The organism is Pseudomonas sp. TH04 (assembly GCF_016651355.1).
GTDB lineage: Bacteria > Pseudomonadota > Gammaproteobacteria > Pseudomonadales > Pseudomonadaceae > Aquipseudomonas > Aquipseudomonas fluorescens.
In genome coordinates, this window is the sequence record NZ_JAEKEA010000001.1 from 5,950,647 (window position 1) to 5,975,569 (window position 24,923).

The window sequence follows — 24,923 nt, forward strand, 5'->3', positions numbered from 1 at the left end:
AGGGAATAGACCTATGTGAGGTTCGTCTCATAGTTCATTTTCCTTGCGGCCATGCGCCCTGGAGTTCTTCATGGTAGATCACTCATCACCGCCCCGTCCTCCCTTGGGTACCGCGAGCCTGATCGCGCGGCTCGCCGGTATCGGTGCCGTGGTTGCCGTTGTTGCTGGGGCGTTTGCCTACGTCAACGGCACGCTTGACCCACAGCGCCTGCGCCCCAAAACCCTGGTCAATGCTCTGGAAGCCAATAACGGTGTGCACCCGGGCTTCCGGCGTAACCATGCCAAGGGCGTGTGTGTAGCCGGTTACTTCGAGAGCAGTACAGAGGCGCGCGGGTACTCCAGCGCACAGGTGTTCAGCGCCGCTAAAACCCCGGTGATTGGTCGATTTGCCTTGCCCAGCGGCAACCCCTATGCGCCGGACAGCAGTGTGCCGATCCGCAGCTTCGCGCTGCAATTCAGCCAGGCCAACGGCCAGCAATGGCGCACGGGGATGAACAGCATGCCGGTGTTCCCGGTCGGCACGCCTGAGGCGTTCTACCAGATGCTCAAGGCCGGTGCGCCAGACCCGGCGACCGGCAAGCCGAACCCGGCGAGCATGCCGGCGTTTTTTGCCGCGCACCCGGAGGCAGCGCCGTTCCTGGCATGGGTAAAGACCGCCAGGCCATCGGCAAGTTACGCGACTGAAACCTATAACGGCATCAATACGTTTTACCTGGTGGGCGCCGACGGCAAGCGCCAGGCGGTACGTTGGGGCGTTGTGCCACAGAGCCAGGATGCGCCGGGTGATACCGCGCCGTCGGGCAGCGATTTCCTGGAAAAAGACCTGGTGCAGCGCCTTGCGTCGGGCCCGTTGCGCTGGCAGTTGAATATGACCCTGGCCAACCCCGGCGACCCCTTGGACGATGCGAGCAAACCCTGGGCCGGCGAACACAAGGTACTCAACGCCGGCTCGCTGGTCCTGCAAAGCAGCCAGCCGCAAGCGGACGGTGATTGCCGTGATATCAACTTTGACCCGCTGATTTTGCCCAGCGGTATCCAAGCCTCCAACGACCCGCTGCTGGCCGCACGTTCGGCTGCTTATGCCAGTTCGTACCTGCGCCGCGCCGGTGAAGTCAGCCCCTTGCACAGCGCCCCTCTGGAGTCGAAGCCATGAATGTTCAACCACGGTTTTTCGCGCCGCTGGCCCGCCTGCTGCATTGGCTCATGGCACTGATGATCATCGCCATGTTGTTTATCGGCGCGGGTATGGCCGCGTCGGTGTCGGAGCGCCATGAGTGGCTGATTCACCTGCACAAGCCGCTGGGTATCGCGATTCTGGCGTTGGTGATCGTGCGCTTGGTGGTGCGCTTTTCCACCCGGCAACCGCCGCTACCGGTCGATTTGCCGTTATGGCAAGTGCTGGCCGCCAAGGCTTCGCATGTGCTGCTGTACGCATTGATGCTGGTGCTGCCGGTGCTGGGCTGGGCGATGATTTCGGCGGCGGGTGACCCGGTGATGCTCAGCAGTTCGGTGCAACTGCCGGCGCTGATGGGCGCCAATGCGCCGTTGTTTGCGCTGTTGCGCAAAGCCCATGGCTATCTCGCCTATCTATTGTTCCTGACGGTGCTGCTGCACCTGGCGGCGGCGCTGTTCCACGGGCTGATTCGTCGCGACGGTGTGCTGCAAAGCATGACCGGCACCAAGGACTGATGCCGGGGGCAGCGGGGTTAGCGTAGCGCGGTGACGATGTCGGCCACGGTGCTCAATACGTCCTTGCCCAGCTGTTTGGAGCGTTCACCTGACCAACCGGTCTTCGGGTTGGGCGCGTCGTCGTTGTCCTTGAAGGGCATCTCCAGGGTCAGTGACAGGCAGTCATACCGTTCACCGACCGCATTGCAGGCCAGCGTCATGTTGGCTTCGCCCGGCAGGTCACGGGTGTAACCGTGGGTGGTCTGGAAGTCGCGGGTCAGGGCGCTCAAGTGGCTGCGGAAGTGTTTTTCCAGCGCCTCGATACGCGGGGTGTAACCGGGGTTGCCTTCGCAGCCGGCGGTGAACACGTAGGGGATTTCCTCGTCGCCGTGGATATCGAGGAACAGGTCGACGCCGTATTTTTCCATCTGTTGCTGGGCGAACAGCACTTCCGGGCTGATCTCCTGGCTGGCGTTCTGCCAGGCACGGTTCAGGTCCTGGCCCATCGCGTTGGTGCGCAAGTGGCCATGGAACGCGCCGTCAGGGTTCATGTTCGGAATAAGGTACAGGTCGGCGACGGACAGGAGTTTTTTCAGCTCGGTGTCACCGTCCTGTTGCAGGCGTTCGATAACCCCTTCCATGAACCATTCGGCCATGTGTTCGCCGGGGTGTTGCTGGGCGATGATCCAGACATTGCGCCGGCCTTCGCCACCTTTGCCGCGACGCAGCAGTTGGATGTCGCGGCCCTCGGCACTTTTGCCGGTAGCGAGCAATTGGGTGCCGGCGCGATTCAACGCCTGCTCGATCAGCCAGTCATGACGTTCACGGCTGTAGGGTTCGAAGTAAGCGATCCACGCGTGTTTCTCGCAGGTTTCCAAACTGATGTGCAGCGTTTCGCCATCAAAGCGCGTGGGCACGCGGAACCAGTTGATATGGTCGTAGGACGCCACGGCGTTATAGCCGCTCCAGGCGTTTTTGTAGGACGACTGGCTGGCGTTGCTCAAGCGGAAAGTGTGGGTGTGGCCCACGTGCATACCTTCGGCCTTGAAGTGGAACCATTGGAAATGCGCGCTGCGGGTATCGGGTTTGATCGCCAGCAACAGGTGGTACGCGTCGCTGGCATCCAGGACCTGGATGTTGCCGCTGTCGAAGTCGGTGTTGATCTTGATGGAGGTCAAGGCCACGGTCATAGTCTGGGCTGCCTGAGTATGATTGTTGTGGCGGATATCTTACACAGGAGTCGGACGAAATCTTGATGCAAAATTGTTGCATGGGGGAGGGGGCGTCATCCTTGACGCAACAGCAGCTTAGAATCTATGAGATTGATTCTCAAGCGCTATTTCGCAAAGATCCGGGCCAGAGCGGCCGCTCGACTTTGTTTTGGCAATGGTCTTTTGCTACCATGCGCGCCATCAAGCAACACACAGTCTTCATTAGCCTGAAGCCAAGCCAGGGAAACTGGCAAAAAAAAGACCCGGCCAAAGAGCCGGGTCAAAAACCGTGATTAGCCTGATGAGGAGATATTCCAAGAGTCCGACCTAAGGTCTCTTGGTCTATCGACTGATCTCGCGATCAGCTGGGTCCAATAGTAATCATTATCATTTGCAAGTCAAATGTTTTTATCCGTCGGATAGAAATATTTTTCTTTCGTGCCCGTCATGCGCTGGCTTGAGCCGCAGGCACGTGCAACGTCTGCTCCACCATCGCCTTCGCCATATCTATCAAATACACCACCGAAAACGCCAGGTCCCGTTGATTGCCCTGACGGCTGCTGGCCGATTCATAGGCTGCCGCTGCCGCGCTGCGTAACAGATCCGACGCGTGCACCAGTGCGTCCTCATGGCTGATGCCGGGCTTGATGTCGAAGAACGGCGCGTCCGTGATCGGCGCCGACACATCCTCTTTCAAGTAAAAATCGAGTGCGCGCTTGGCGGCGCCGCTGTTGCGCATGAGCAATAGTTCGTCGGATTCAATTGCGCCAGGCTGGTGATTGGGGCTGGTCGTCATGAGGGCGGTTACTCTGAGTGAATGTCGAAAACCTGCACCTGATATTAATACGAATCGTATTTATGTCATTTGATGGATTACTACAAACTGTTTATTGTCGTGGCGAACACGCAACGTATCGTCACGCCCCATGGATAACTGGATAGCGTTGGTCAAAGCCAACATGAAAGACCGCAAGGTCACGCAGGACGAGCTGGCCGAACGCTTGGGCATGTCCCAGGGCGGCGTTGGGCATTGGCTCAACAAACGTCGTGTGCCGAGCCTGGCGGACATGAACCGGGTACTCGCCGAGCTAGGGCTGGGCGACCTGGAAGTCGCGCTGGAAATTCGTGAGAGAGCCCATGCAGCGCCGGCTTTGGCAAAACACTACAACCCGTATTTTCGCTACCCGGTCAGCGACTGGAAGGGCGTCTGTGAAGTGCGTGAAGAACGCCCGACCTACGGCCCGGCACGGTTCGAATTAACCGATTACCACGCCCGGGGTGATGCCTTCTGGCTGCCCGTGACAGGAGACGCCATGACCGCCCCCAGCGGGCTGAGCATCGGCGCAGGCATGCTGATCCTGGTGGACCCGGCCATTGATGCCGAACCCGGTAAACTGGTAGTCGCGCAATGGGCCGACAGCACCCAGGCGACCTTCCGCCAGTTGATGGAAGAGAGCGGCCAGCTGTACCTGGTGCCGCTCAACCCGACTTACCCCAAATTACGGTTCACCGGCGATTGCCGAATTCTTGGGGTCGTCGTGCAAGCCACTGCGAAGTTCTAGTCCGCCGTTTCCAGCTCCACCAAGGCACTGCCTTCGGCAACCATTTCGCCTTCCTGGCAATACAGCGCCTTGACCACGCCGGTTTGCGGCGCGCGGATGCTGTGCTCCATCTTCATCGCCTCCAATACCACCAGTTGGGTTCCGGCTTCCACGCGTTGTCCGACCTCCACCAGCACCCGCACGATGCTGCCATTCATCGGCGCGGTGAGGCCACCCTGATGAGACTGGTTGGCCTCGACCGCCGCAATCGGGTCAAACAGCGTGACGGCGTGCATCTCACCGTTCCAGCGCAAGTACACAGCGCCTTCGTCACGCACCGCCAGATGAGCGCGGCGTACGCCGTTGTGTTCGACCAGTAGCTGATCGCCTTGCAACTGCGGCGAGTTCCCGCACAGCCTGACCCATTGATCTTGCCCATTGCAGCTCAGGTGCAGCGAAACCTCGGCCGGTAACCCCGCGCGAAACCCGCGTGTATCCGCCCAAGGCCCGTCACCGGCCGGCAAACTCTGCATAAACGCCGAGCCCGCTGCCTGCCAGAATTCATCGCTCAAGGTGCCGGCCACGGGCAGCAGCTCGTCCTGATAGCGCGGAATAAACCCGGTATCCAATTCAGCTGCCGCAAATGCCGGGTGGCCGATGATGCGCCGCAGGAAGCCGAGGTTGGTCTTCAGCCCGCCCACGGCGAACTCATCCAGCATGCTCAACAAGCGCAGACGCGCCTGTTCCCGGTCTTCGCCCCAGGCAATCAGTTTGCCGAGCATCGGGTCGTAGAAGGGGGAAACGCTATCGCCTTGTTCTACGCCGCTGTCCACCCGACGGCCCGGCCCCGGCGCAGATTCGCGGTACAGCGCAAGGCGTCCGGTGGCCGGCAGGAAATCATTGGCCGGGTCCTCGGCATACAAGCGCACTTCAATCGCATGACCGATCAACGGCACCTGGGCTTGAGTGATCGGCAGTGGCTCACCCTGAGCGACACGAATCTGCCAGGCCACCAGGTCGAGGCCGGTAATTGCCTCGGTCACCGGGTGCTCCACTTGCAGTCGCGTGTTCATCTCCATAAAGAAAAATTCGCCGCGGGCGTCCAGCAAGAACTCCACGGTCCCCGCACCCACGTAGCCGATCGCCTGGGCCGCGCGCACCGCGGCTTCGCCCATCGCTTTGCGCTGTTCAACCCCCAGGCCCGGCGCCGGCGCTTCCTCCACGACTTTTTGGTGACGACGTTGAATCGAGCAGTCGCGTTCATTGAGGTACAGGCAGTGGCCGTGCTGATCGGCAAACACCTGGATTTCCACATGGCGTGGCTTGAGCAGGTATTTTTCCACCAGCATCTGCCCGTTGCCGAAGGATGAAAGCGCTTCGCGCTGGGCCGACGCCAGGGCTTCGGCCAGTTGGCTGACTTCCTCGACCACTTTCATGCCTTTGCCGCCGCCGCCCGCCGTGGCCTTGAGCAACACCGGATAACCGATACGTTCACAGGCGTCGCGAAAGGTTTCCAGGTCCTGGGCGTCGCCGTGATAACCCGGCACCAGCGGCACGCCGGCCTTTTCCATCAATGCCTTGGCTGCCGATTTGCTGCCCATGGCGTCAATGGCCGAGGCGGGCGGGCCGAGGAAGATCAAACCCGCCGCTTCAATTGCACGGGCAAACCCGGCATTTTCCGACAGGAAACCATACCCCGGATGGATCGCCTGGGCGCCGCTGGCCTGGGCGGCGGCGATCAGCTTGTCGATTTGCAGGTAGCTGTCGGTGGCCTTGCTACCCCCCAGGTCGACACGAATATCCGCTTCGCGGCTATGTCGCGCATCGCGGTCCGTGGCGCTGTGTACCGCCACGGTGGTCAGGCCCATGGCCTTGGCTGTGCGCATCACTCTGCAAGCAATCTCGCCACGGTTGGCCACCAGCACGGTGGTCAGTGTGCTCATGAACGGGGCTCCTGCACTTGCCAGCTGGGCGAGCGTTTTTGCAGGAAGGACCGCAAGCCTTCCTGACCCTCGGCGCTGACGCGGATCCGCGCAATCGCATTTTCGCAGTAACGACGCAAGGCCGGGGTGAGTGCGCCGTTACCGACTTCACGCAACAAATCCTTGCTGGCGCGCATGGCGGCCGGGCTGTTAAGCAGCAGATTGGCGACCCACTGTTCTACGTGCTGGTCCAGTTCGCCCACCGGGTAACTGTCCGCCAACAAGCCGATATGCCGTGCCTGCTGACCGCCAAACCGCTCGGCCGTCAGCGCATAGCGGCGCGCCGCACGCTCGCCGATGGCCTGCACCACGAACGGGCTGATTACCGCCGGTGCGAGGCCGATGCGCACTTCCGACAGGCAGAACTGCGCGTCATCGGCGCCAATCGCCATGTCGCAGCAACTGATCAAGCCCAGTGCGCCGCCGTAGGCCGCGCCTTGTACCACCGCCAGCGTCGGGATTTTCAGCTTGGCCAGGTTGTACATCAGTTCGGCCAGTTCGCGCGCGTCGTCAAGGTTGGTGTGATAGTCCAGCTCGGCAGATTGCTGCATCCAGGCCAGGTCAGCACCGGCGCTGAAATGTTTGCCGCGTCCACGCAGCACCAGGAAACGCAGCGACGAATCACCCTGCACCTGGTCGAGGGCAATGATCAGTTCGCGGATCATCTCGGCGTTGAACGCGTTGTTCTTGGCTTCACGACTGAGCCACAGCGTGGCAAAGCCACGGCTGTCGGTGATCAGTTCGAGGGTGTTGAAATCGCTCATGGGTACAGCTCCATTTACATGCGGAACACGCCGAAGCGGCTCGGCTCGATGGGGGCATTCAGCGCAGCGGACAAGGCCAGCGCCAGCACGTCACGGGTCTGCAACGGGTCAATCACACCGTCATCCCACAGGCGCGCGCTGGAGTAGTACGGGTGGCCCTGGGTTTCGTACTGGTCGAGGATCGGCTGCTGGATGGCGGCTTCTTCCTCGGCGCTGAACCCGACGCCAGCACGTTCGGCCTGTTCACGCTTGACCTGGACCAATACGCCGGCCGCTTGTTCGGCGCCCATTACGCCGATGCGCGCGTTCGGCCACATCCACAGAAACCGCGGGTCGTAGGCGCGGCCGCACATGCCATAGTTGCCGGCACCAAAGCTGCCGCCGATGATCACCGTAAACTTCGGCACCTTGGCGCAGGCCACGGCGGTGACCAGCTTGGCGCCATGTTTGGCGATGCCGCCGGCTTCGTACTTTTGGCCGACCATAAAGCCGGTGATGTTTTGCAGGAACAGCAGGGGAATCCCGCGCTGGCAGGCCAGTTCAATAAAGTGCGCACCTTTTTGTGCCGCTTCGGCAAACAGAATCCCGTTATTGGCGAGGATCGCAATCGGGTAGCCGTGAAGGTGGGCAAAGCCGCAGACCAAGGTGGTGCCGAACAGCGCCTTGAACTCATCGAACACCGAGCCGTCCACTAGGCGCGCAATCACTTCGCGCACATCAAACGGTTGCTTGGCATCGGCCGGAATTACGCCATAGAGCTCTTCGCCGCCGTACAGCGGCGCCACCGGCGGGCGTTGTAACAGCTCGCCCTGTTTGCGCCAGTTAAGGTTGGCCACGCTGCGCCGCGCAAGGGCCAGGGCGTGTTCATCACTGTCGGCATAGTGGTCGGCGACACCGGAGATCTTGCAGTGCACATCGGCACCGCCCAGGTCTTCGGCGCTGACCACTTCTCCGGTCGCCGCTTTGACCAGTGGCGGCCCGGCGAGGAAGATCGTCGCTTGCTGGCGCACCATGATCGCTTCGTCGGCCATCGCCGGCACATACGCGCCGCCGGCGGTGCACGAGCCCATCACCACGGCGATCTGCGGGATGCCCTGGGCGCTCATGTTGGCTTGGTTGAAGAAGATGCGCCCAAAGTGTTCGCGGTCGGGGAACACTTCGTCCTGACGGGGCAGGTTGGCGCCGCCGGAATCCACCAGGTAGATGCACGGCAGGCGATTTTGCTCGGCGATGGTCTGGGCGCGCAGGTGTTTTTTTACCGTGAGCGGGTAGTACGAGCCGCCTTTTACCGTGGCGTCGTTGGCGACGATCATGCATTCGACGCCTTCTACGCGGCCGATCCCGGCAATCACGCCGGCGGCGGGTACGTCTTCGCCGTACACCTGATGAGCAGCCAGTTGGCTGAGTTCAAGGAACGGCGAGCCAGGGTCGAGCAGGCGGTTGATTCGCTCGCGAGGTAGCAGCTTGCCGCGTGAGGTGTGCCGCTCCTGGGCTTTTGCGCCGCCGCCTTGTTGCACGTGGGCGAGCAGGGTGTGAAGGGCGTCGACCTGGTGGCGCATCGCTGCGCTGTTGGCGGCAAACTCCGCCGAGCGCGGGTTGAGCTGGGTGTGCAGGGTGGCCATGGCGCGCTCCGTCAGCGGGTTTCGTTAAACAGTTCGCGGCCGATCAACATCCGGCGAATCTCACTGGTGCCGGCGCCAATCTCGTACAGCTTGGCGTCTCGCAGCAGTCGCCCGGCGGGGAATTCGTTGATGTAGCCGTTGCCGCCGAGAATCTGGATTGCGTCGAGGGCCATTTGCGTGGCGCGTTCGGCGCTGTAAAGAATCACCCCGGCCGCATCCTTGCGCGTGGTTTCGCCACGTTCGCAGGCCTGGGCCACCGCGTAGAGGTAAGCGCGGCTGGCGTTGAGCTGGGTGTACATGTCAGCCACCTTGCCCTGGATCAGTTGGAACTCGCCGATGCTCTGGCCGAACTGCTTGCGGTCGTGGATATAGGGCACGATCAGGTCCATACAAGCTTGCATGATCCCGGTGGGGCCGCCGGACAACACCACGCGTTCGTAGTCCAGGCCGCTCATCAACACTTTCACGCCACCATTGAGCGTGCCGAGGATGTTTTCTTCGGGCACCTCAACGTCATCGAAAAACAGCTCGCAGGTGTTGGAGCCGCGCATGCCGAGCTTGTCGAACTTGTTGCTACGGCTGAAGCCTTTCCAGTCGCGCTCGACGATGAACGCCGTGATGCCATGGGCGCCTTTTTCCAGGTCAGTCTTGGCGTAGATCACGTAAGTCGTGGCGTCGGGGCCGTTGGTGATCCAGGTCTTGCTGCCGTTGAGGACGTAACGGTCGCCGCGTTTGTCGGCGCGCAGCTTCATCGAAACCACGTCGGAGCCGGCGTTGGGCTCGCTCATGGCCAGGGCGCCGACATGCTCGCCGCTGATCAATTGAGGTAGATAGTTGAGTTTCTGCGCGTGATTGCCGTTGCGGTTGATCTGGTTCACACACAGGTTGGAGTGGGCGCCGTAGGACAGTGCAACCGACGCGGAACCGCGGCTGATCTCTTCCATGGCCACCACGTGGGCCAGGTAGCCCAGGCCCGCGCCGCCGTACTCTTCCGGCACGGTGATACCCAGCAGGCCCATGTCGCCGAACTTGCGCCACATATCGGCGGGGAACAGGTTGTCGATGTCGATCTGTGCCGCGCGGGGAGCGATTTCCTTGGCCACGAAGGACTGCACCTGATCGCGCAGCATGTCGATGGTTTCGCCGAGGGCGAAGTTCAGGGACGGGTAACTCATGGACAGGCACCTTAATGTGAGCATTGTTTTTGTGTGGGTTGAGCGCCGGGGAGGTTGCTCACCTTTACGTTAACGTAAGCTTGCGTTGCGAGGCTGTCAATCGTAGTTTACGTTTACGTCAAGCAACCGCCGTCCACCTTACAAAAAAGACAAAAGGGGTCGTTATGGATCAACCGAATCAGAGCTACAGCCGTGGCGCTCAGGACAAACCGTTGCTGGCCATGACAATCGGCCAAGCCTTCGACGCTACGGTCTCGCAGTACCCCGATGGCGAAGCGCTGGTGGTGCGCCATCAGCAGCGTCGCTACACCTGGCGACAGTTGGCCGAGGCCGTTGAGCTGCACGCCCGTGCGTTCCTGGCCTTGGGTATGCAAACCGGTGACCGTCTGGGTATCTGGGCCCCCAATTGCGCCGAGTGGTGTATCAGCCAAATCGCCAGCGCCAAGCTCGGGGTGATTCTGGTGAATATCAACCCGGCCTATCGCAGCAGCGAATTGGCGTACGTCCTCAAGCAATCCGGTTGCCAGTGGCTGGTGTGTGCCGGGTCGTTCAAGCGCTCCGATTACCACGCGATGCTGCAAGAACTGAAGCCCGAGCTGCGTGGCCTTATCAGCCTCGACCCCACCCCGCCTGCGGGATTCCTGCCCTGGTCACAATTGTCGGCCCTCGGCGCAGGCGTTCCGCCCGAACAACTGCACAGCCGCCAGGCCAGCCTGCACTTTGATCAAGCCGTCAACATCCAGTACACCTCCGGCACCACCGGCTTTCCCAAGGGGGCCACCCTCAGTCACCACAACATCCTCAACAACGGTTACATGGTCGGTGAAAGCCTGGGCCTCACGGCGCAGGATCGTCTGGTGATCCCGGTGCCGTTGTATCACTGCTTCGGTATGGTCATGGGCAACCTTGGTTGCATCACCCATGGCACCACCATGATCTACCCCAATGACGGCTTCGACCCGCTGCTGACGCTGACTGCCGTCGCCGAAGAGCGCGCCACTGGCCTCTACGGGGTGCCGACGATGTTCATCGCGTTGCTCGATCAACCGCGCCGGGGCGAGTTCGACCTGTCGGCCCTGCGCACCGGCATCATGGCCGGCGCCACATGCCCCATCGAGGTCATGCGCCGCGTCATCAGCGAGCTGCACATGGGTGAGGTGCAGATTGCCTACGGCATGACCGAAACCAGCCCGGTGTCATTGCAGACCGGCGCCAATGACGACCTTGAACGCCGTGTCACCACCGTCGGTCGCACCCAGCCGCAACTGGAAAACAAGATCATCGACATGGCTGGCAACACGGTCGCACGCGGTGAGATCGGCGAATTGTGCACCCGGGGCTACAGCGTGATGCTCGGCTACTGGAACAATCCCGATGGCACCCGTGACGCCATCGATGACGCGGGCTGGATGCACACCGGCGACCTGGCGAGCATGGACGCGCACGGCTACGTGTGCATCGCCGGGCGTAATAAGGACATGATCATTCGCGGCGGTGAAAACGTTTACCCGCGTGAGCTGGAGGAGTTTTTCTTCACCCACCCGGCGGTGGCGGATGTGCAAATCATCGGCATCCCGGATGTGCGTTACGGTGAAGAGATCGTGGCGTGGGTCAAGCTCCATCCTGGTCATGTGGCCAACGAACTGGAGCTGCAAACCTGGTGCGAGGGCCGCATTGCGCACTTCAAGACGCCCAAACACTTTAAGTTTGTGGACGAGTTTCCGATGACGGTAACCGGCAAGATCCAGAAGTTTCGCATGCGCGAGATTTCAATCGAGGAGCTGCGAAGCCAATCTAACTAGCCACATGAGGCCATTGTGGCAGCGAGCAAGCATGCTGCCACAATGTTGATCGGCGTCACACCCGGATTGGTCGAATCCCGCAAAGCACAAAGGGGACCCGAAGGTCCCCTTTAATTTGTCGTTGCGTGCTCTTTTTTTATTATTGAGGGGCGGTCTATTGTTGTTTTTGGCAACCGTTACCCTTTACCGCTGTTTTTGGCGACCCCCAGTCGGGGTCAAGAGCAAACGTATTTTTTTGAGCGCTGATCTGCTTCTTCGTCATCGATCCAACCAGTGGGTAGCTACCTGAGGTAGTTTTATTTTTCTCTAACCGGTTGCGGGTTTCGGCACGCCGAACCCTGCGAAGCACATCTTCTCCAAAAAAATCTGTTAGCTGCGTCTCTGCCGTGTTGTTTTTGTTATGTCAGAGTCGTTTCGTCTTATTTTTATTAGGTTTGGCGCTTTTTATTCTTGTTATGCAATAGACATAGCAGAAGGCGTGCCAACTTTTTAAATCCTTTTAAAATCAATCACTTGGTTTTTTTGTGGGAAATGGCCTACGGCAAATAAGACAAAATATGTTCCCGTGTTACTCGATGTGTAGTGGTGCGGTAACACATTGTCACGGCTAAGCTACTCAACCGGCTGTTCGGGCCTTCGCCACACGCGAACCGGTCGGGCGAGCCAGAACCTGGCTGATCTGCAGGCCCGCATGAATCAACGCCTGCAAGTCGACGCCGGTGTCGATACCCAGGCCGTTGAGCAGGTACACCACATCCTCGGTAGCGACGTTACCGCTGGCGCCCTTGGCGTAGGGGCAGCCGCCGAGGCCCGCAATAGAGCTATCGAACACGGTTATGCCCTCCAGCAGGCTGGCGTAGATATTGGCGATGGCCTGGCCGTACGTGTCATGGAAGTGCCCGGCCAGTTTGTCCCTTGGCACCTGCGCGCCGACCACGTCAAACAGCTGCCGCGTAGCGCCCGCCGTGCCGGTGCCGATGGTGTCGCCCAGGGAAACCTCATAGCAGCCCATGGCATACAACTCGCGCGCGACCGCCGCGACCTGTGCCGGGGCGACTTCACCTTCGTAAGGGCAACCCAACACACACGACACATAGCCGCGCACGCTGATGCCGTGCTGCTTGGCCGCCGCCATGATCGGCGCAAAGCGCTCCAGGCTTTCGCTGATCGAGCAGTTGATATTGCGCTGTGAAAACGCCTCGGAAGCGGCCGCGAACACCGCCACCTCCTTCACGCCTGCGGCCAACGCATCTTCAAACCCACGCAGGTTCGGTGCGAGCGCACCGTAGGTCACGCCGGGCTTGCGCTGTATCTGCGCAAACACCTCAGCGGAGCCGGCCATCTGCGGCACCCATTTGGGCGACACAAAACTGCCGACCTCGATGTAGCTCAAGCCCGCAGCGCTGAGGGCATCCACCAATTGGACTTTGTCGGCCACGCTGATGGGCTCGGCTTCGTTCTGTAATCCGTCGCGCGGGCCGACTTCCACCAGGCGTACGTGTGAGGGGAGGGACATGGCAGCTACCTTCTGGTTATTGGCCAACCTGGCTCATGGTCTGCGCCAGGGCCTGGGTGCAACGCTCTTCGGCGGTGTCCAGTTCCAGCTTCATCTGTTCGATATCCAGCAACTGTTGCTCAAGCTGTTCGCGGCGCTCGGCGATCTTGGCGAGCATGCTGTTGAGCTGGATGTGGTTGCCGCTGGTGGGGTCGTAGAGTTCGATCAGCTCGCGGCATTCGGCCAGGGAGAAGCCGATGCGTTTGCCGCGCAGGATCAGCTTGAGGCTGACCTTGTCCCGCGCCGAGTAGATGCGCTCCTGGCCCCGACGTTCAGGAGCCAGCAGGCCCTGTTCTTCATAGAAACGAATGGCGCGGGTAGTAATGTCAAGCTCGCGGGCGAGGTCGGAGATGCTGTAGGTCGTGCTCATGGGGGCGCTCAAGAAGGTCTTGGCGCTAAGCTAATGGCACGTTGACGTAAACGTCAAGCGCTGCCGCGTAGCCCAGCGCAAGCAAGCCCCCTGCGTCGTTCAGGCTGGCTTGCCATCGAGCTTCTTCTCATGCGCCGTCACCTGTTGGCACAATTCGATCATCTGCTCACGCATCCAGCGGTTGGCCGGGTCCTGGTCGGTGCTCTCGTGCCAGTACAGGTGGGTTTCGACCGGTGGCACGTCGTTGACCGGCAGGTTGAACCAGTGCAGTTCATGGCGGCGAGCGAAGCGCTCGGGCACGGTCATCACCATGTCGGTCTGCTGCAGCACTTGCGAGGCCATCAGGTAATGCTGGGAACGCAGGGCGATCTTGCGCTGGATGCCCATTTTGCCCAACGCCAGGTCGACATGGCCCAAGCCGTTACGGCGGCTGGAGATATGGATATGGGTCAGTGACAGGTAGTCATCCAGGCTGAATTTGTCCTTGCTAGCCATGGGATGGCCCTTGCGCATGGCGCACACGTAGCGGTCTTCCATGAGCTTGACATGACGCACTTGCGGGTCGGTGTTGAGCGGCGCGTCCACGGCAAAATCCAGGCGGCCGGCGGCCAGCTCCTTGGTGGTTTCACGGCGTTTGGAGAGGAAACTTTCGATCACCACGGTCGGCGCCAGGCGGCGCAGGCGCTGGAACAGCAACGGCAGAATCACTGCCTCGGTGAGGTCGGTCATGCTGATGCGATAGGTCTTGGCCGCCTGTTGCGGGTTGAAAATCCGGCTTTCCTGCACCGACACCCGCAGCAGCGACAACGCGTTGCGCACCGGGCCGATGATGTTCTGCGCCATCGGCGTGGGCACCATGCCTTGGGCGGTGCGTACGAACAGCGGGTCGTTGAACGTCTCACGCAGGCGCGCCAGGGCATTGGACACCGCCGGCTGGGTGATGCCGACAATCTGCCCGGCGCGAGTCAGGTTGGCTTCGGTGTAGATCGCGTCGAAGACGATAAAGAGGTTGAGATCGACCTTGCTCAGATTCATGTCGTTGCTCTTATTGTTAGGTGGCGATTTATTAAGGGCTCATACGCCGATCATATATCGGTGATGAATGTTAATACACGCCGAGAATAGGCTAGGTAAATTATCAGCGCTGTTCTAGCATCGTTTGCATGACCTAAACAACCTCTCAGAGAAGGGAGCTGCTCATGGATTTCGCCTATTCGCCCAAGGTTCAGGAACTGCGTGAACGCGTCACCGCGTTCATGGACACGTACGTTTACCCGGCCGAGCCGGTGTTTGAACGCCAGGTCAGCGAAGGTGACCGCTGGCAGCCCACCGCGATCATGGAGGAGCTGAAAGCCAAGGCTAAAGCCGAAGGCCTGTGGAACCTGTTCCTGCCGGAATCCGAACTGGGCGCCGGCCTGACCAACCTCGAATACGCGCCGCTGGCCGAGATCATGGGCCGCTCGTTGCTGGGCCCGGAGCCGTTCAACTGCTCCGCACCCGACACCGGCAACATGGAAGTGCTGGTGCGCTACGCCAACGCTGAACAGAAACAACGTTGGCTCGAACCGCTGTTGCGCGGCGAGATCCGCTCGGCGTTCGCCATGACCGAGCCGGACGTAGCGTCCTCGGACGCCACCAACATGGCCGCCCGCGCCGAACGCCAGGGCGATGAGTGGGTAATCAACGGCAAGAAGTGGTGGACCTCCGGCGCCTGCGACCCGCGCTGCAAGATCCTGATCTTCATGGGCCTGAGCAACCCGGATGCGCCGCGTCACCAGCAGCATTCGATGATCCTCGTGCCGGTGGACACCCCCGGCGTGAAGATCGTGCGCCCGCTGCCGGTGTTCGGTTACGACGACGCGCCCCACGGCCACGCCGAAGTGCTGTTCGACAACGTGCGTGTGCCGTACGAAAACGTATTGCTCGGTGAAGGTCGCGGCTTTGAGATTGCCCAGGGTCGTCTCGGCCCCGGCCGTATTCACCACTGCATGCGCTCCGTCGGCATGGCCGAGCGTGCGCTGGAACTGATGTGCAAACGCTCCGTCAGCCGTACCGCGTTCGGCAAGCCGCTGGCACGCTTGGGCGGCAACATCGACAAGATCGCCGACTCGCGGATGGAAATCGACATGGCGCGCCTGCTGACCTTGAAGGCGGCGTACATGATGGACACCGTCGGCAACAAAGTAGCGAAAAGCGAAATTGCGCAGATCAAAGTGGTCGCGCCGAACGTGGCGCTCAAGGTGATCGACCGCGCGATCCAGATCCACGGCGGCGCCGGGGTTTCCAACGACTTCCCGCTGGCCTACATGTATGCGATGCAACGCACCTTGCGCCTGGCCGACGGCCCGGATGAAGTGCACCGCGCGGCGATCGGCAAGTTCGAGCTCGGCAAATATGTGCCTAAAGAGCTGATGCGCGGCGGGCAGTAACACCGCGCTGCCCGTATCGCGGGCAAGCCCGCTCCCACAATTGACTGACTTCCAGCATGGGAATGAGGTCGCATGTGGGCGCGGGCTCGCCCGCGAAGAGGCCGGTGTTTACCCCACAGCACGCAAGGTTCAGTACACCCAAACCTCCACCCGCCGATTCTTGATCCGGCCTTCATCCGCGGTATTCGCTGCCACCGGCATCTGCGCGCCGAACCCGCGAATGTCGCGCAGCACCACGCCGCTTTTGACCAGTTCCCGGCGCACCGCCATCGCCCGCAATTTTGACAAGAGTGCCGCGCGCTGCGGGTCATTCTTGGCATCACCAAACCCCACCAGTGTCACGTGCCGGTCGAGCTTGCCGTGACTGCGGATATACGCCACCACCCGCTGCAAATCCTGGCGAGCCTTGTTGTCCAGGCTGGCACTGCCTTCCTCGAAACGAAAATTCACCGTCAAACGCTGGGCGTCACGGGCGATGGCCTGATAGCCGTCGGGCATTGAGTCACGTGGCGCCACGCCAATCGCCTGTACTTGCTGCGCGATAAAACCGTTGGCAGCCACAATCGCCTGGCCTTTGCTGCTCTGGGTAAAGTCCACCAATGCCTTGGCCCAAGGGTTGCGGTTAGCTGGCGGCCAGTAGAAATACAGGCGGCGTGACAGCGGGTAATCCTCGGTGGCAATCAGGCTGGTCAGCGCCGGCATGGGTTGTGAGTCACCATCGACAATCGCCACGGCTTTGGCCTGGCGTACGTAAGGCAGGCCGATGAACCCGATGCCGTGTGGGTCATGGCTGACCGCGTCGGACAACCCTTCACTGGACTCGAAGCGCTGGGCGGACGCGGCGAGAGGCTTACCGCGCAGGCGTAGCACCAGTTCCTTAAAGGTGTCGTAGGTGCCGGATTGATCATCCCGTGCATATAAATGAATGGCACCGCCGGTGCCGCCCAGCGCCTCCCAGGTGCTGACTTCGCCGTTGAAGATCTGCGCCAGTTGCGCGGTGTTCAAGGTCGTCAGCGGGTTTTGCGGATGCAGGATGATTGCCAGGCCGTCAATGGCGATCACTTGCTCGGCCTCGGGGCTTTTCAGGTCGCCCAGGGGTTCAAGGTCGACCAGTTCGCTGTCCTTGATCGGGCGCGAAGACGCCGCAAGGTCGGCGCTGGCGTTTTTAAGCGCGCTGAACCCGGTGCTGGAGCCATGGGCGGCCACCTCGATAATCACGCTCTTGCCCTGACGCGTCTTGCCGATCACCCGTTGTTCGTTGGCGCCTTCGCCGGGCTCGGCGTGCACCGCCTGCAAGCCCTGGTGCTCCATCAAACCCTTGACCAACGCGGGCCCCAAGGCCGCACCAATGGTATTGGAGCCCTGGATGCGCAATGCGGGGCCTTGGTCGGGAACGGGCAGGGCAGCGGCGACAGCGTAAAGCGGCAGCAGTAACAGGAGCAGAACGCGCAGCATCATGCCGGCACCTTCTTAAGCCAAAGGGAGTGCCGCCAGATTAAGTCAGGCAGGTTGCATAAATATGACGGGGCAGCGCTGATCAAAATGAGGGCGCTGGCCAGTCAGCGCCCTCACTGAACAGGGTGTCAGCTCAGTTCCAACCAGATCGGCGCATGGTCCGATGGCTTTTCCAAACCGCGCAAATCGTAATCCACCCCGGCATCCTTGACCCGTGACAGCAAGCCGTGGGACGCCATGATCACGTCAATGCGCAGCCCACGCTTGGGCTCATCCTCGAAGCCACGGCTGCGGTAGTCGAACCAGCTGAAGCGGTCGGTCACGTCCGGGTTCAAGTGACGGAAGCTGTCGACCAGGCCCCAGTTCTTCAAGCGCGCCATCCACTCGCGTTCTTCCGGCAAGAAGCTGCACTTGCCGGTTTTCAGCCAGCGCTTGGCATTGTCGGCGCCGATGCCGATGTCGCAGTCTTCCGGGGAAATGTTCACGTCGCCCATCACCACCAGCGCCTGGTCATTGCTGAACTGGCTTTCCAGCAACTGCTGCAAGTCTGCGTAGAAGCGCTGCTTGGCCGGGAACTTGGTGGGGTGGTCGCGGCTTTCGCCCTGGGGGAAGTAGCCATTCATGACGGTCACGGGGTTGCCGTTCTCATCGGCGAAGGTGCCCCAGATAAAGCGGCGCTGGGCGTCTTCTTCATCACTGGCAAACCCTTTGTGCACGCTCAACGCTTCTTTGCGCGAGAGCAGGGCCACACCGTAGTGGCCTTTTTGGCCGTGGTAGTACACGTGGTAGCCCAGTGCCTGCACTTCGGCCAACGGGAACTGGTCATCGTGGACCTTGGTTTCCTGCAGGCCAATCACGTCGGGTTGATGCTTTTCAATCAGCGCCGCCAGCTGATGAGGGCGGGCCCGCAGCCCGTTGATATTGAAGGAGACGATTTTCATGGTCGGCAGTCCAGTCTGGCAAAAAAGCCGATGCTAGCCGACAAGTCGGACGGGGGCCAGCGTGGCGGTAGGGCGCATGCACTGCTAATGTCTGGGAACGACTGGTGCTGCGTAGGTTCGTACCCATAAGAACGCCATCTTTTGAATGGCGCCCAGGGAGATTGACTGTATGCCTGACACTTCGACTGCCATCGCTGAAATTCGCCTGCTCAACAGCGGCTATTCCCGCGAGGCGCGTTCCCTGCTGTACCAGGCTTATCGGCATGAGCCGACCTTCGCCTATATCTTTGAAGCCGAGCGTTCGGGTTATGAACAGCGGGTGCGGGCCACCGTGCGCGAACTGGTCAAGCAGCACTTTTTTCAGAAACTTCCCGCCATCGGGCTGTTCGTCAACGACCGGTTGATCGGTATCGCGCTGATCGCGCCACCGCAGCGGCGCCTGGGCATCACCGAGAGCTGGGCCTGGCAATTGCGGATGTGGCTGAGCACGGGGGTGCGCGGTACTCGGCGTTACTTGGAATACCATTACGCAGTGCTGGCGTGCCTGCCCAGCGAGTCGGTACATGTGCTACCGCTGTTGGGCATTCACCCGCAATTCCAAGGCCAGCATTACGGCGAGCAGCTGCTGGAAGCTGTGCACAACTGGTGCGCGGATGACCCGCACTCATCAGGCGTCGTGCTCGACACTGGCGATTCGCGCTACCTGGATTTCTACAAACGCCAGGGCTATGAAGAGATCGGTGAAGTGGCCGTCGGTCCCATCCTGGAGCATGTGTTTTTCCATCCGAACCCTCAGTCGTTACAGGCTGCAAAGGTTTGAGACAGAATTATTCAGACAATTCCGGGTTCAAAGTGTCTCCCCAGCTCGTGTAGCATCCCCGCCTATGAAGCTCCCAGGAAGATTTACCAGCGGCTTGATTCTGCTGTTCACAAGCTGCGGCGCATTGGCGCAAAGCGAATTGGACGTGCGGATCAAGCCTTCAAACGACGCGTTGAAAGCCAACATCGAAGGCTATATCGGCGGGGTAGGCGATCGCGATGAAGAAGCCTTGCTGCGGTTCAGCCGTGGCGCCGAAGAGCAGGCCCGCAAAGCGGCGCAGGCTCTGGGCTTCTATCAGCCGCTGATCAGCAGTGACGTAAAGGGCGGTAAAAACCCGCGCCTGATCCTCACCATCGACCCTGGCGAACCGGTGCATTTGCGCAACGTGACCATTCGTGTCGACGGCCAGGCCGCGAGCCTCAAGGCTTTTCGCGTGCCCGACGGCAGCGACCTCACCTCCGGCGCCGTGCTCAACCACGGCCATTATGAAGACGCCAAGCGTCTGATCCAGAACCAGGCCTCGCGCTACGGCTTTTTCAGCGGGCGCTTTACCCGCCAGAAACTCATCGTTGACCCCAAAGCCGGCGTCGCCGATATCGAACTCGTGTACGACAGTGGCCCGCGCTACACCATGGGGAACGTCAGCTTTACCGGCGATACGCCGTTTGATGAAGACCTGTTGCAACGCATGGTGCCGTTCAAAAGTGGCACGCCTTACGACTCTGAACTGATCGCTGAACTCAATCAGAACCTGCAATCGAGTGGCTTCTTCGAAGGCGTGCGCGTGGACGCGACGCCCGCCGCCTCGGCCAATGACGTAATCCCGGTGGCCGTGCAACTGGAAACCCGCAAGCCACGCACCATGGGCCTGGGCCTCGGTTACTCCACCGACGTCGGCCCGCGTGGCAAGGCCAACTGGACCCGTCACTGGGTCAACCCTCAGGGCCACAGCTATGGTTGGGAAGCCGAACTGTCGGCGCCGCGGCAGAACGTCGGGCTGTGGTACGACATTCCACTGGACCCACCGTTGACCGACAAATTGCGCTTCGCCGGTGGCTATCAGAACGAGGAGCTGGCCAACACCGACACCCTGAGTAAATTGCTCACCCTTGGCCCTGAATGGCACAGCAAACTGCCCAGCGGCTGGACCCGGGTGATCTCGCTCAAATACCAGCGCGAGGAATATCGCCTGGGCAATGACTCGGGCCTGAGTAACCTGGTGATGCCGGGGATCAATTATTCCTACCTGCGCAGCGACAACCGCATCGACCCGCACAATGGCTATCGCCTGATGTTCGACGCCAAGGTCGCCAAGGAAGGCCTCGGCTCCGACACCAACCTGCTTTACGGCACTGCCACGATCAAAGGCCTGACTACCTTGTGGGATAACCACCGGTTCCTCGGCCGTGCGCAGTTCGGCGGCAGCGCCACCAACGGCTACCAGTCCGTGCCGCCGTCGTTGCGCTTTTTTGCCGGTGGTGACCAGAGCGTGCGGGGCTATGAGTACCAGACGCTTTCGCCGGAAAACGACCGTGGTGACCGCATTGGCGGGCGCTACATGGTGGCGTTGAGCGCTGAATATCAATATTCAATCGCGGAAAAATGGCGGATCGCGACCTTTATCGACCAGGGCAACTCCTTTAATACCCTGGAAATGCCCAGCCTGAAAACCGGTGTCGGCGTGGGCGTACGGTGGGTCTCGCCCGTTGGGCCGATTCGCCTCGACCTGGCCCATGCCCTGGAAGACCCGGGCGGTATTCGTTTGCACTTTTCCATGGGGCCTGAGCTGTGATGCGTGGTGTGAAAATAGCGGGGCTGACCCTCGTGGGCGTCCTCGCCTTAGTGTTGGTGGCGCTGTGGACCGTGCTCGGTACCCAGGCGGGCAGCCGCTGGGTCTTGAACCAAGTGCCGGGTTTGACGGTGGACAATTTCCAGGGCCATTTGGGTGGCCAATGGCGTGCCGATCACCTGCTGTGGCAGCAGGACGCCAGCCGGGTCGAACTCAACGCTGCGAAGTTTGACTGGTCGCCGGCGTGCCTGCTACGCATGACCTTGTGCATTGATCAACTGGACGTGGAGCAGGTCAGCCTGCAGTTTCCACCCAGCATAGAGGAAAGTAGCAGCGGGCCGATCCAATTGCCGCAGTTGAAACTGCCGGTAGCGATCCAGTTGGGCGACGTGCGCGTCGGCAGCCTGCTGTTTAATGGCAGCGAAGAGTTAAAGGGCCTGCAATTGGCGGCGCACTGGACGGCTGCCGGTATGCAGATCGACTCGGTGCATTTGCAGCGCGACGACTTGGTGCTGGACCTCGCCGGTGTGCTGCAACCCACCGGCAATTGGCCGCTGAATGCCACCGGCAACCTGAGCCTGCCTTACGCACCCGGCGGCGCACCGTGGAAGGTGGCCCTCAAGGTGGACGGCGACCTGCTCAAGACCCTCAAGCTCGATGCCGACAGTAGTGGCTACTTGCTCGCCAACCTCCGTGGCGAGCTGCAACCGCTGGCGGAGAACCTGCCCGCGCAGTTGCACATCACCGCCGACGGCTTCAAGCCCAGCGCCGAGTTGCCTGACACCCTGCAACTCAATCAACTGGACCTCACCGCCAAGGGCGACCTGAGCAATGGCTACCAACTCTTGGGCAAGGCCGTGCTGCCGGCGGACAAAGGCCCGGTGGACTTGCTGTTGCAAGGCAAAGTCGACGCCAAGGGCGCGCAGATCGCCGGCCTGGACCTGAGTGCCGGGGACAAGCAAAGCCTCAAACTCAGCGCCAATCTGGACTGGCAACAAGGCTTCAGCGCCGACGCCAGGATCGACTGGCGGGATTTCCCCTGGCACCGCCTCTACCCGTTGATCGATGAGCCGCAGGTCGCGTTGCGCACCCTCAATGGCGAGATCGCCTATAAAGATGGCAACTACCTCGGCAACCTCAAGGCCGACCTCGACGGCCCGGCCGGTACATTCAATGTGGTGACGCCGTTCAGTGGCGACCTCAAGCAGGTCTTCCTGCCCGAGCTGAAAGTGACCGCCGGCCAAGGCAAGGCCGAAGGCCACCTGAACCTGCAATTTGCCGACGGCATTGCCTGGGACACCGCCCTGGACCTGTCGGCGTTGAACCCGGCGTACTGGGTGGCGGAGTTGCCCGGCACCTTGGCCGGGCCGCTGCGCAGTAAAGGCGAGTTCAAGCATGAACAGCTCAAGCTGAACGCCGACCTCGACCTCAAGGGCCGTTTGCGCGGCCAAACCGCCGTGCTGGCAGCCAAGGCCGAAGGCGCGGGCGCGCAATGGACCCTCGCCAACCTGGATATTCGCCTGGGCGATAACCGCATCAACGGCAGCGGCAGCCTGCAACAACGCCTGGCCGGGCAGATCGATATCAAACTGGCGCGCCTGGCTCAGCTGTGGCCGCAGTTGCGTGGGCAACTCAATGGGCGCGTCGATGTGGCCGGGACGTTGCAGGCCCCCCAAGGCAAGCTCGACCTTAAAGGTCAGCAATTGGCCTTCGCCGATAATCACCTGCAAAACCTCAACCTTGACGCAACACTCGATAACGCCCAGCGCGCGAAGATCGACCTCAAGGGCACTGGCATCCAAGCCGGCGATACCCAGCTTGGCACCCTGACCGCCAGTGCCCAAGGCGATATCAAGGGCCAAAAGGTCCAGCTGGATTTAGCGGGGCCGCTGCTCAAACTGGCCCTGGCGTTGGACGGCAATCTCGACAAAGGCAACTGGCGCGGGCGCCTCGCCAGCGGCGATGTGCAAGCCGGTGGCCAGGACTGGAAACTGCAGGCCCCGGCCAAGATCGAGCGCCTGGCCGACGGCAAGCTGACCTTTGCGGCGCATTGTTGGGTGTCGGGTCCTGCCAGCTTGTGCGGCGAAGATCAACGGCTGCTGCCTGAGCCGAAGTTGCGTTACCACCTCAAGCAATTTCCGATCGACAGCCTGGCGGCCTTCTTGCCTAAAGATTTCGCCTGGCAGGGCAAGCTCAACGCCGATGTGCAGCTCGACCTGCCCGCCAGCGGGCCTAAAGGCGTGGTGGCGGTGGACGCCAGCGGCGGCACGTTGCGCGTGAAAGACAAGGACCAGTGGCTGGATTTTCCTTACGACACCTTGAAGCTGGAAACCACCCTCAACCCCAAGCGCATCGACACCCAGCTCAACTTTCGCGGCGGCAAGCTCGGTGAATTGCTGTTGCAGGCGCAGATCAATCCACTGCCCAAGAACAAGCCGATTACCGGTAATTTCAGCCTCAACGGTCTGGACCTCGCCGTGGCGCGGCCGTTTGTGCCAATGGTGGAAAAGCTCACCGGCAAGCTTAACGGCACCGGCCGCATCTCCGGTGGTTTGCTGGCGCCGCAGGTCAATGGCAACGTGAACCTCGTCGGCGGGGAAATCGCTGGGCCGGAATTACCGATCAGCCTTGAAGGCTTGAACATACAGGCGTTGATTGCCGGCGAAAGCGTGCAGTTGAACGGCGCCTGGCACAGTGGCAAAGCCGGGCAGGGTAGCCTCAAGGGGCAGATCGACTGGGGCCAGGCGCTGGTGGTGGATCTGCGCCTGCAAGGCTCGCAACTGCCGGTGACGGTAGAGCCTTATGCCACGCTGGAAGTGGCGCCCGACCTGAAGATCAGCCTCAAAAACGACAAGTTCGCGATTGCCGGTAAGGTGCACATTCCGCGCGGCGACATCACCGTGCGTGAACTGCCGCCGTCGACGGTCAAGGTCTCGGATGACACGCTGATCGTCGGTAACCAGACCGAAGAGGGCAAGCCGCCCATGGCGATGGCCATGGATATCGACGTGGAAGTGGGCGAAGACCAGCTTAACTTCGCGGGCTTTGGCCTGACGGCCAAAGTGCAGGGCCACGTGCACATCGGTGACAACATGGACACCCGTGGCGAGCTGTGGCTCAACGACGGCCGCTACCGCGCCTACGGCCAGCGGCTCAACGTGCGCCGTGCGCGCCTGTTGTTCGCCGGGCCGCTGGATCAACCGTTCTTGGATATCGAAGCGGTGCGTGTCGTTACCGAACCCTCCAGAACCGTTACGGCCGGGATTCGTCTGAGCGGCAGCGCGGAGCAGCCGACCACGCAGATTTTCTCCGAGCCGGCCATGCCTCAGGAGGATGCGTTGTCGTACCTGGTGCTGGGGCGTTCGCGTAACAACACCGGTGAAGACAACAACATGCTCGCCGAAGCCGCCCTGGGCCTGGGCTTGATGGGCAGCGCCGGGGTGACCTCCGATATTGCCAACAAGCTGGGCATCCAGGACTTCGACCTCGATACCCAAGGCAGTGGCAACACCACCGCCGTGGTGGCCAGCGGCAAGATCACCGAAAAACTCAGCCTGCGTTACGGGGTAGGCGTGTTCGAGCCGGCCAGCACCATTGCCTTGCGCTATTTGTTGAGCAAGAAGGTGTACCTGGAAGTGGCCAGTGGCGTGGCCAGCTCGTTGGATATCTTCTACAAGCGGGATTTCTAAACCCCGTACTGGGTAAACAATGTGGGAGCGGGCTTGCCTGCGATAGCGGTCCATCAGTCGATGATTCGGTGACTGACACACCGCTATCGCAGGCGAGCCCGCTCCCACAT

General features: G+C 61.1%; 20 protein-coding genes. 9 read left to right on the forward strand and 11 right to left on the reverse strand.

Annotated features, from left to right (window positions below; translation table 11 throughout):
- Window positions 1-70 precede the first annotated feature (70 nt).
- On the forward strand, window positions 71-1,153 hold the full coding sequence (locus tag JFT85_RS26875; protein ID WP_201230733.1) for a catalase family peroxidase: 1,083 nt from the start codon (window positions 71-73) through the stop codon (window positions 1,151-1,153).
- Window positions 1,150-1,689, forward strand: coding sequence for a cytochrome b (locus JFT85_RS26880; protein WP_053256928.1), 540 nt, complete (start codon window positions 1,150-1,152; stop codon window positions 1,687-1,689). The genes JFT85_RS26875 and JFT85_RS26880 overlap by 4 nt, the downstream gene beginning before the upstream one ends.
- A 17-nt stretch (window positions 1,690-1,706) precedes the next feature.
- Here JFT85_RS26880 and JFT85_RS26885 read toward each other — a convergent pair whose 3' ends face one another.
- Window positions 1,707-2,858, reverse strand: a complete 1,152-nt coding sequence (locus JFT85_RS26885; RefSeq protein WP_169875259.1) for a M14 family metallopeptidase — start codon at window positions 2,856-2,858, stop codon at window positions 1,707-1,709.
- 101 nt (window positions 2,859-2,959) lie between these two features.
- Between JFT85_RS26885 and JFT85_RS26890 the strand changes: the two genes are divergently transcribed.
- Window positions 2,960-3,172, forward strand: coding sequence for a hypothetical protein (locus JFT85_RS26890; protein ID WP_141125123.1), 213 nt, complete (start codon window positions 2,960-2,962; stop codon window positions 3,170-3,172).
- Between the two features lie 152 nt (window positions 3,173-3,324).
- On the opposite strand, the gene JFT85_RS26895 is transcribed toward JFT85_RS26890, so the two are convergent.
- Window positions 3,325-3,675 carry a DUF6124 family protein gene (locus tag JFT85_RS26895; protein ID WP_073637814.1) on the reverse strand — a complete coding sequence of 117 codons (351 nt, stop codon included), beginning with the start codon at window positions 3,673-3,675 and terminating at the stop codon, window positions 3,325-3,327.
- Window positions 3,676-3,805: 130 nt separating this feature from the next.
- Here JFT85_RS26895 and JFT85_RS26900 point away from each other — a divergent pair, with 130 nt between their 5' ends.
- Entirely contained in the window at window positions 3,806-4,441 is a 636-nt protein-coding gene (locus tag JFT85_RS26900; protein ID WP_053256924.1) for a LexA family protein, read from the forward strand.
- On the opposite strand, the gene JFT85_RS26905 is transcribed toward JFT85_RS26900, so the two are convergent.
- The 4 genes from JFT85_RS26905 to JFT85_RS26920 are packed head-to-tail and all read right to left on the reverse strand — an operon-like array spanning window position 4,438 to window position 9,963.
- Entirely contained in the window at window positions 4,438-6,363 is a 1,926-nt protein-coding gene (locus tag JFT85_RS26905) for an acetyl/propionyl/methylcrotonyl-CoA carboxylase subunit alpha (protein WP_201230735.1), read from the reverse strand. The genes JFT85_RS26900 and JFT85_RS26905 overlap by 4 nt on opposite strands.
- Entirely contained in the window at window positions 6,360-7,166 is an 807-nt protein-coding gene (locus tag JFT85_RS26910) for a gamma-carboxygeranoyl-CoA hydratase (RefSeq protein ID WP_069551734.1), read from the reverse strand. Before JFT85_RS26910 ends, JFT85_RS26905 begins: the two co-directional genes overlap by 4 nt.
- 14 nt (window positions 7,167-7,180) lie before the next feature.
- On the reverse strand, window positions 7,181-8,788 hold the full coding sequence (locus tag JFT85_RS26915; protein WP_069551733.1) for a carboxyl transferase domain-containing protein: 1,608 nt from the start codon (window positions 8,786-8,788) through the stop codon (window positions 7,181-7,183).
- 11 nt (window positions 8,789-8,799) lie between these two features.
- Window positions 8,800-9,963, reverse strand: coding sequence for an isovaleryl-CoA dehydrogenase (locus JFT85_RS26920; RefSeq protein WP_053256920.1), 1,164 nt, complete (start codon window positions 9,961-9,963; stop codon window positions 8,800-8,802).
- Between the two features lie 164 nt (window positions 9,964-10,127).
- Between JFT85_RS26920 and JFT85_RS26925 the strand changes: the two genes are divergently transcribed.
- Entirely contained in the window at window positions 10,128-11,765 is a 1,638-nt protein-coding gene (locus JFT85_RS26925; protein WP_201230737.1) for an AMP-binding protein, read from the forward strand.
- Between the two features lie 616 nt (window positions 11,766-12,381).
- On the opposite strand, the gene JFT85_RS26930 is transcribed toward JFT85_RS26925, so the two are convergent.
- From JFT85_RS26930 to JFT85_RS26940, 3 genes are all read right to left on the reverse strand, one after another.
- Window positions 12,382-13,281: a hydroxymethylglutaryl-CoA lyase gene (locus JFT85_RS26930; protein ID WP_201230738.1), complete on the reverse strand. Its 900-nt coding sequence runs from the start codon at window positions 13,279-13,281 to the stop codon at window positions 12,382-12,384.
- Window positions 13,282-13,297: 16 nt separating this feature from the next.
- On the reverse strand, window positions 13,298-13,690 hold the full coding sequence (locus JFT85_RS26935; protein WP_053256917.1) for a MerR family transcriptional regulator: 393 nt from the start codon (window positions 13,688-13,690) through the stop codon (window positions 13,298-13,300).
- Between the two features lie 99 nt (window positions 13,691-13,789).
- A complete protein-coding gene (locus JFT85_RS26940) occupies window positions 13,790-14,725 on the reverse strand; it encodes a LysR family transcriptional regulator (protein ID WP_201230739.1) in 936 nt (311 codons plus the stop codon).
- Window positions 14,726-14,889: 164 nt separating this feature from the next.
- Between JFT85_RS26940 and JFT85_RS26945 the strand changes: the two genes are divergently transcribed.
- Window positions 14,890-16,119: an acyl-CoA dehydrogenase gene (locus tag JFT85_RS26945; RefSeq protein WP_053256915.1), complete on the forward strand. Its 1,230-nt coding sequence runs from the start codon at window positions 14,890-14,892 to the stop codon at window positions 16,117-16,119.
- Between the two features lie 129 nt (window positions 16,120-16,248).
- Here JFT85_RS26945 and JFT85_RS26950 read toward each other — a convergent pair whose 3' ends face one another.
- Window positions 16,249-17,577 carry a substrate-binding domain-containing protein gene (locus JFT85_RS26950; RefSeq protein ID WP_169875262.1) on the reverse strand — a complete coding sequence of 443 codons (1,329 nt, stop codon included), beginning with the start codon at window positions 17,575-17,577 and terminating at the stop codon, window positions 16,249-16,251.
- 125 nt (window positions 17,578-17,702) lie between these two features.
- Entirely contained in the window at window positions 17,703-18,515 is an 813-nt protein-coding gene (xthA, locus tag JFT85_RS26955; RefSeq protein WP_053256913.1) for an exodeoxyribonuclease III, read from the reverse strand.
- 169 nt (window positions 18,516-18,684) lie between these two features.
- On the opposite strand from xthA, the gene JFT85_RS26960 reads away from it, so the two are divergent.
- From JFT85_RS26960 to JFT85_RS26970, 3 genes are all read left to right on the forward strand, one after another.
- Window positions 18,685-19,335, forward strand: coding sequence for a GNAT family N-acetyltransferase (locus JFT85_RS26960; protein WP_053256912.1), 651 nt, complete (start codon window positions 18,685-18,687; stop codon window positions 19,333-19,335).
- 64 nt (window positions 19,336-19,399) lie between these two features.
- Window positions 19,400-21,127, forward strand: coding sequence for an autotransporter assembly complex protein TamA (locus JFT85_RS26965; protein WP_053256911.1), 1,728 nt, complete (start codon window positions 19,400-19,402; stop codon window positions 21,125-21,127).
- The gene (locus tag JFT85_RS26970) at window positions 21,127-24,813 is read left to right on the forward strand and encodes a translocation/assembly module TamB domain-containing protein (RefSeq protein ID WP_201230740.1); all 3,687 of its coding nucleotides are present in this window, start codon (window positions 21,127-21,129) and stop codon (window positions 24,811-24,813) included. The genes JFT85_RS26965 and JFT85_RS26970 overlap by 1 nt, the downstream gene beginning before the upstream one ends.
- The last annotated feature ends 110 nt before the right edge of the window (window positions 24,814-24,923 follow it).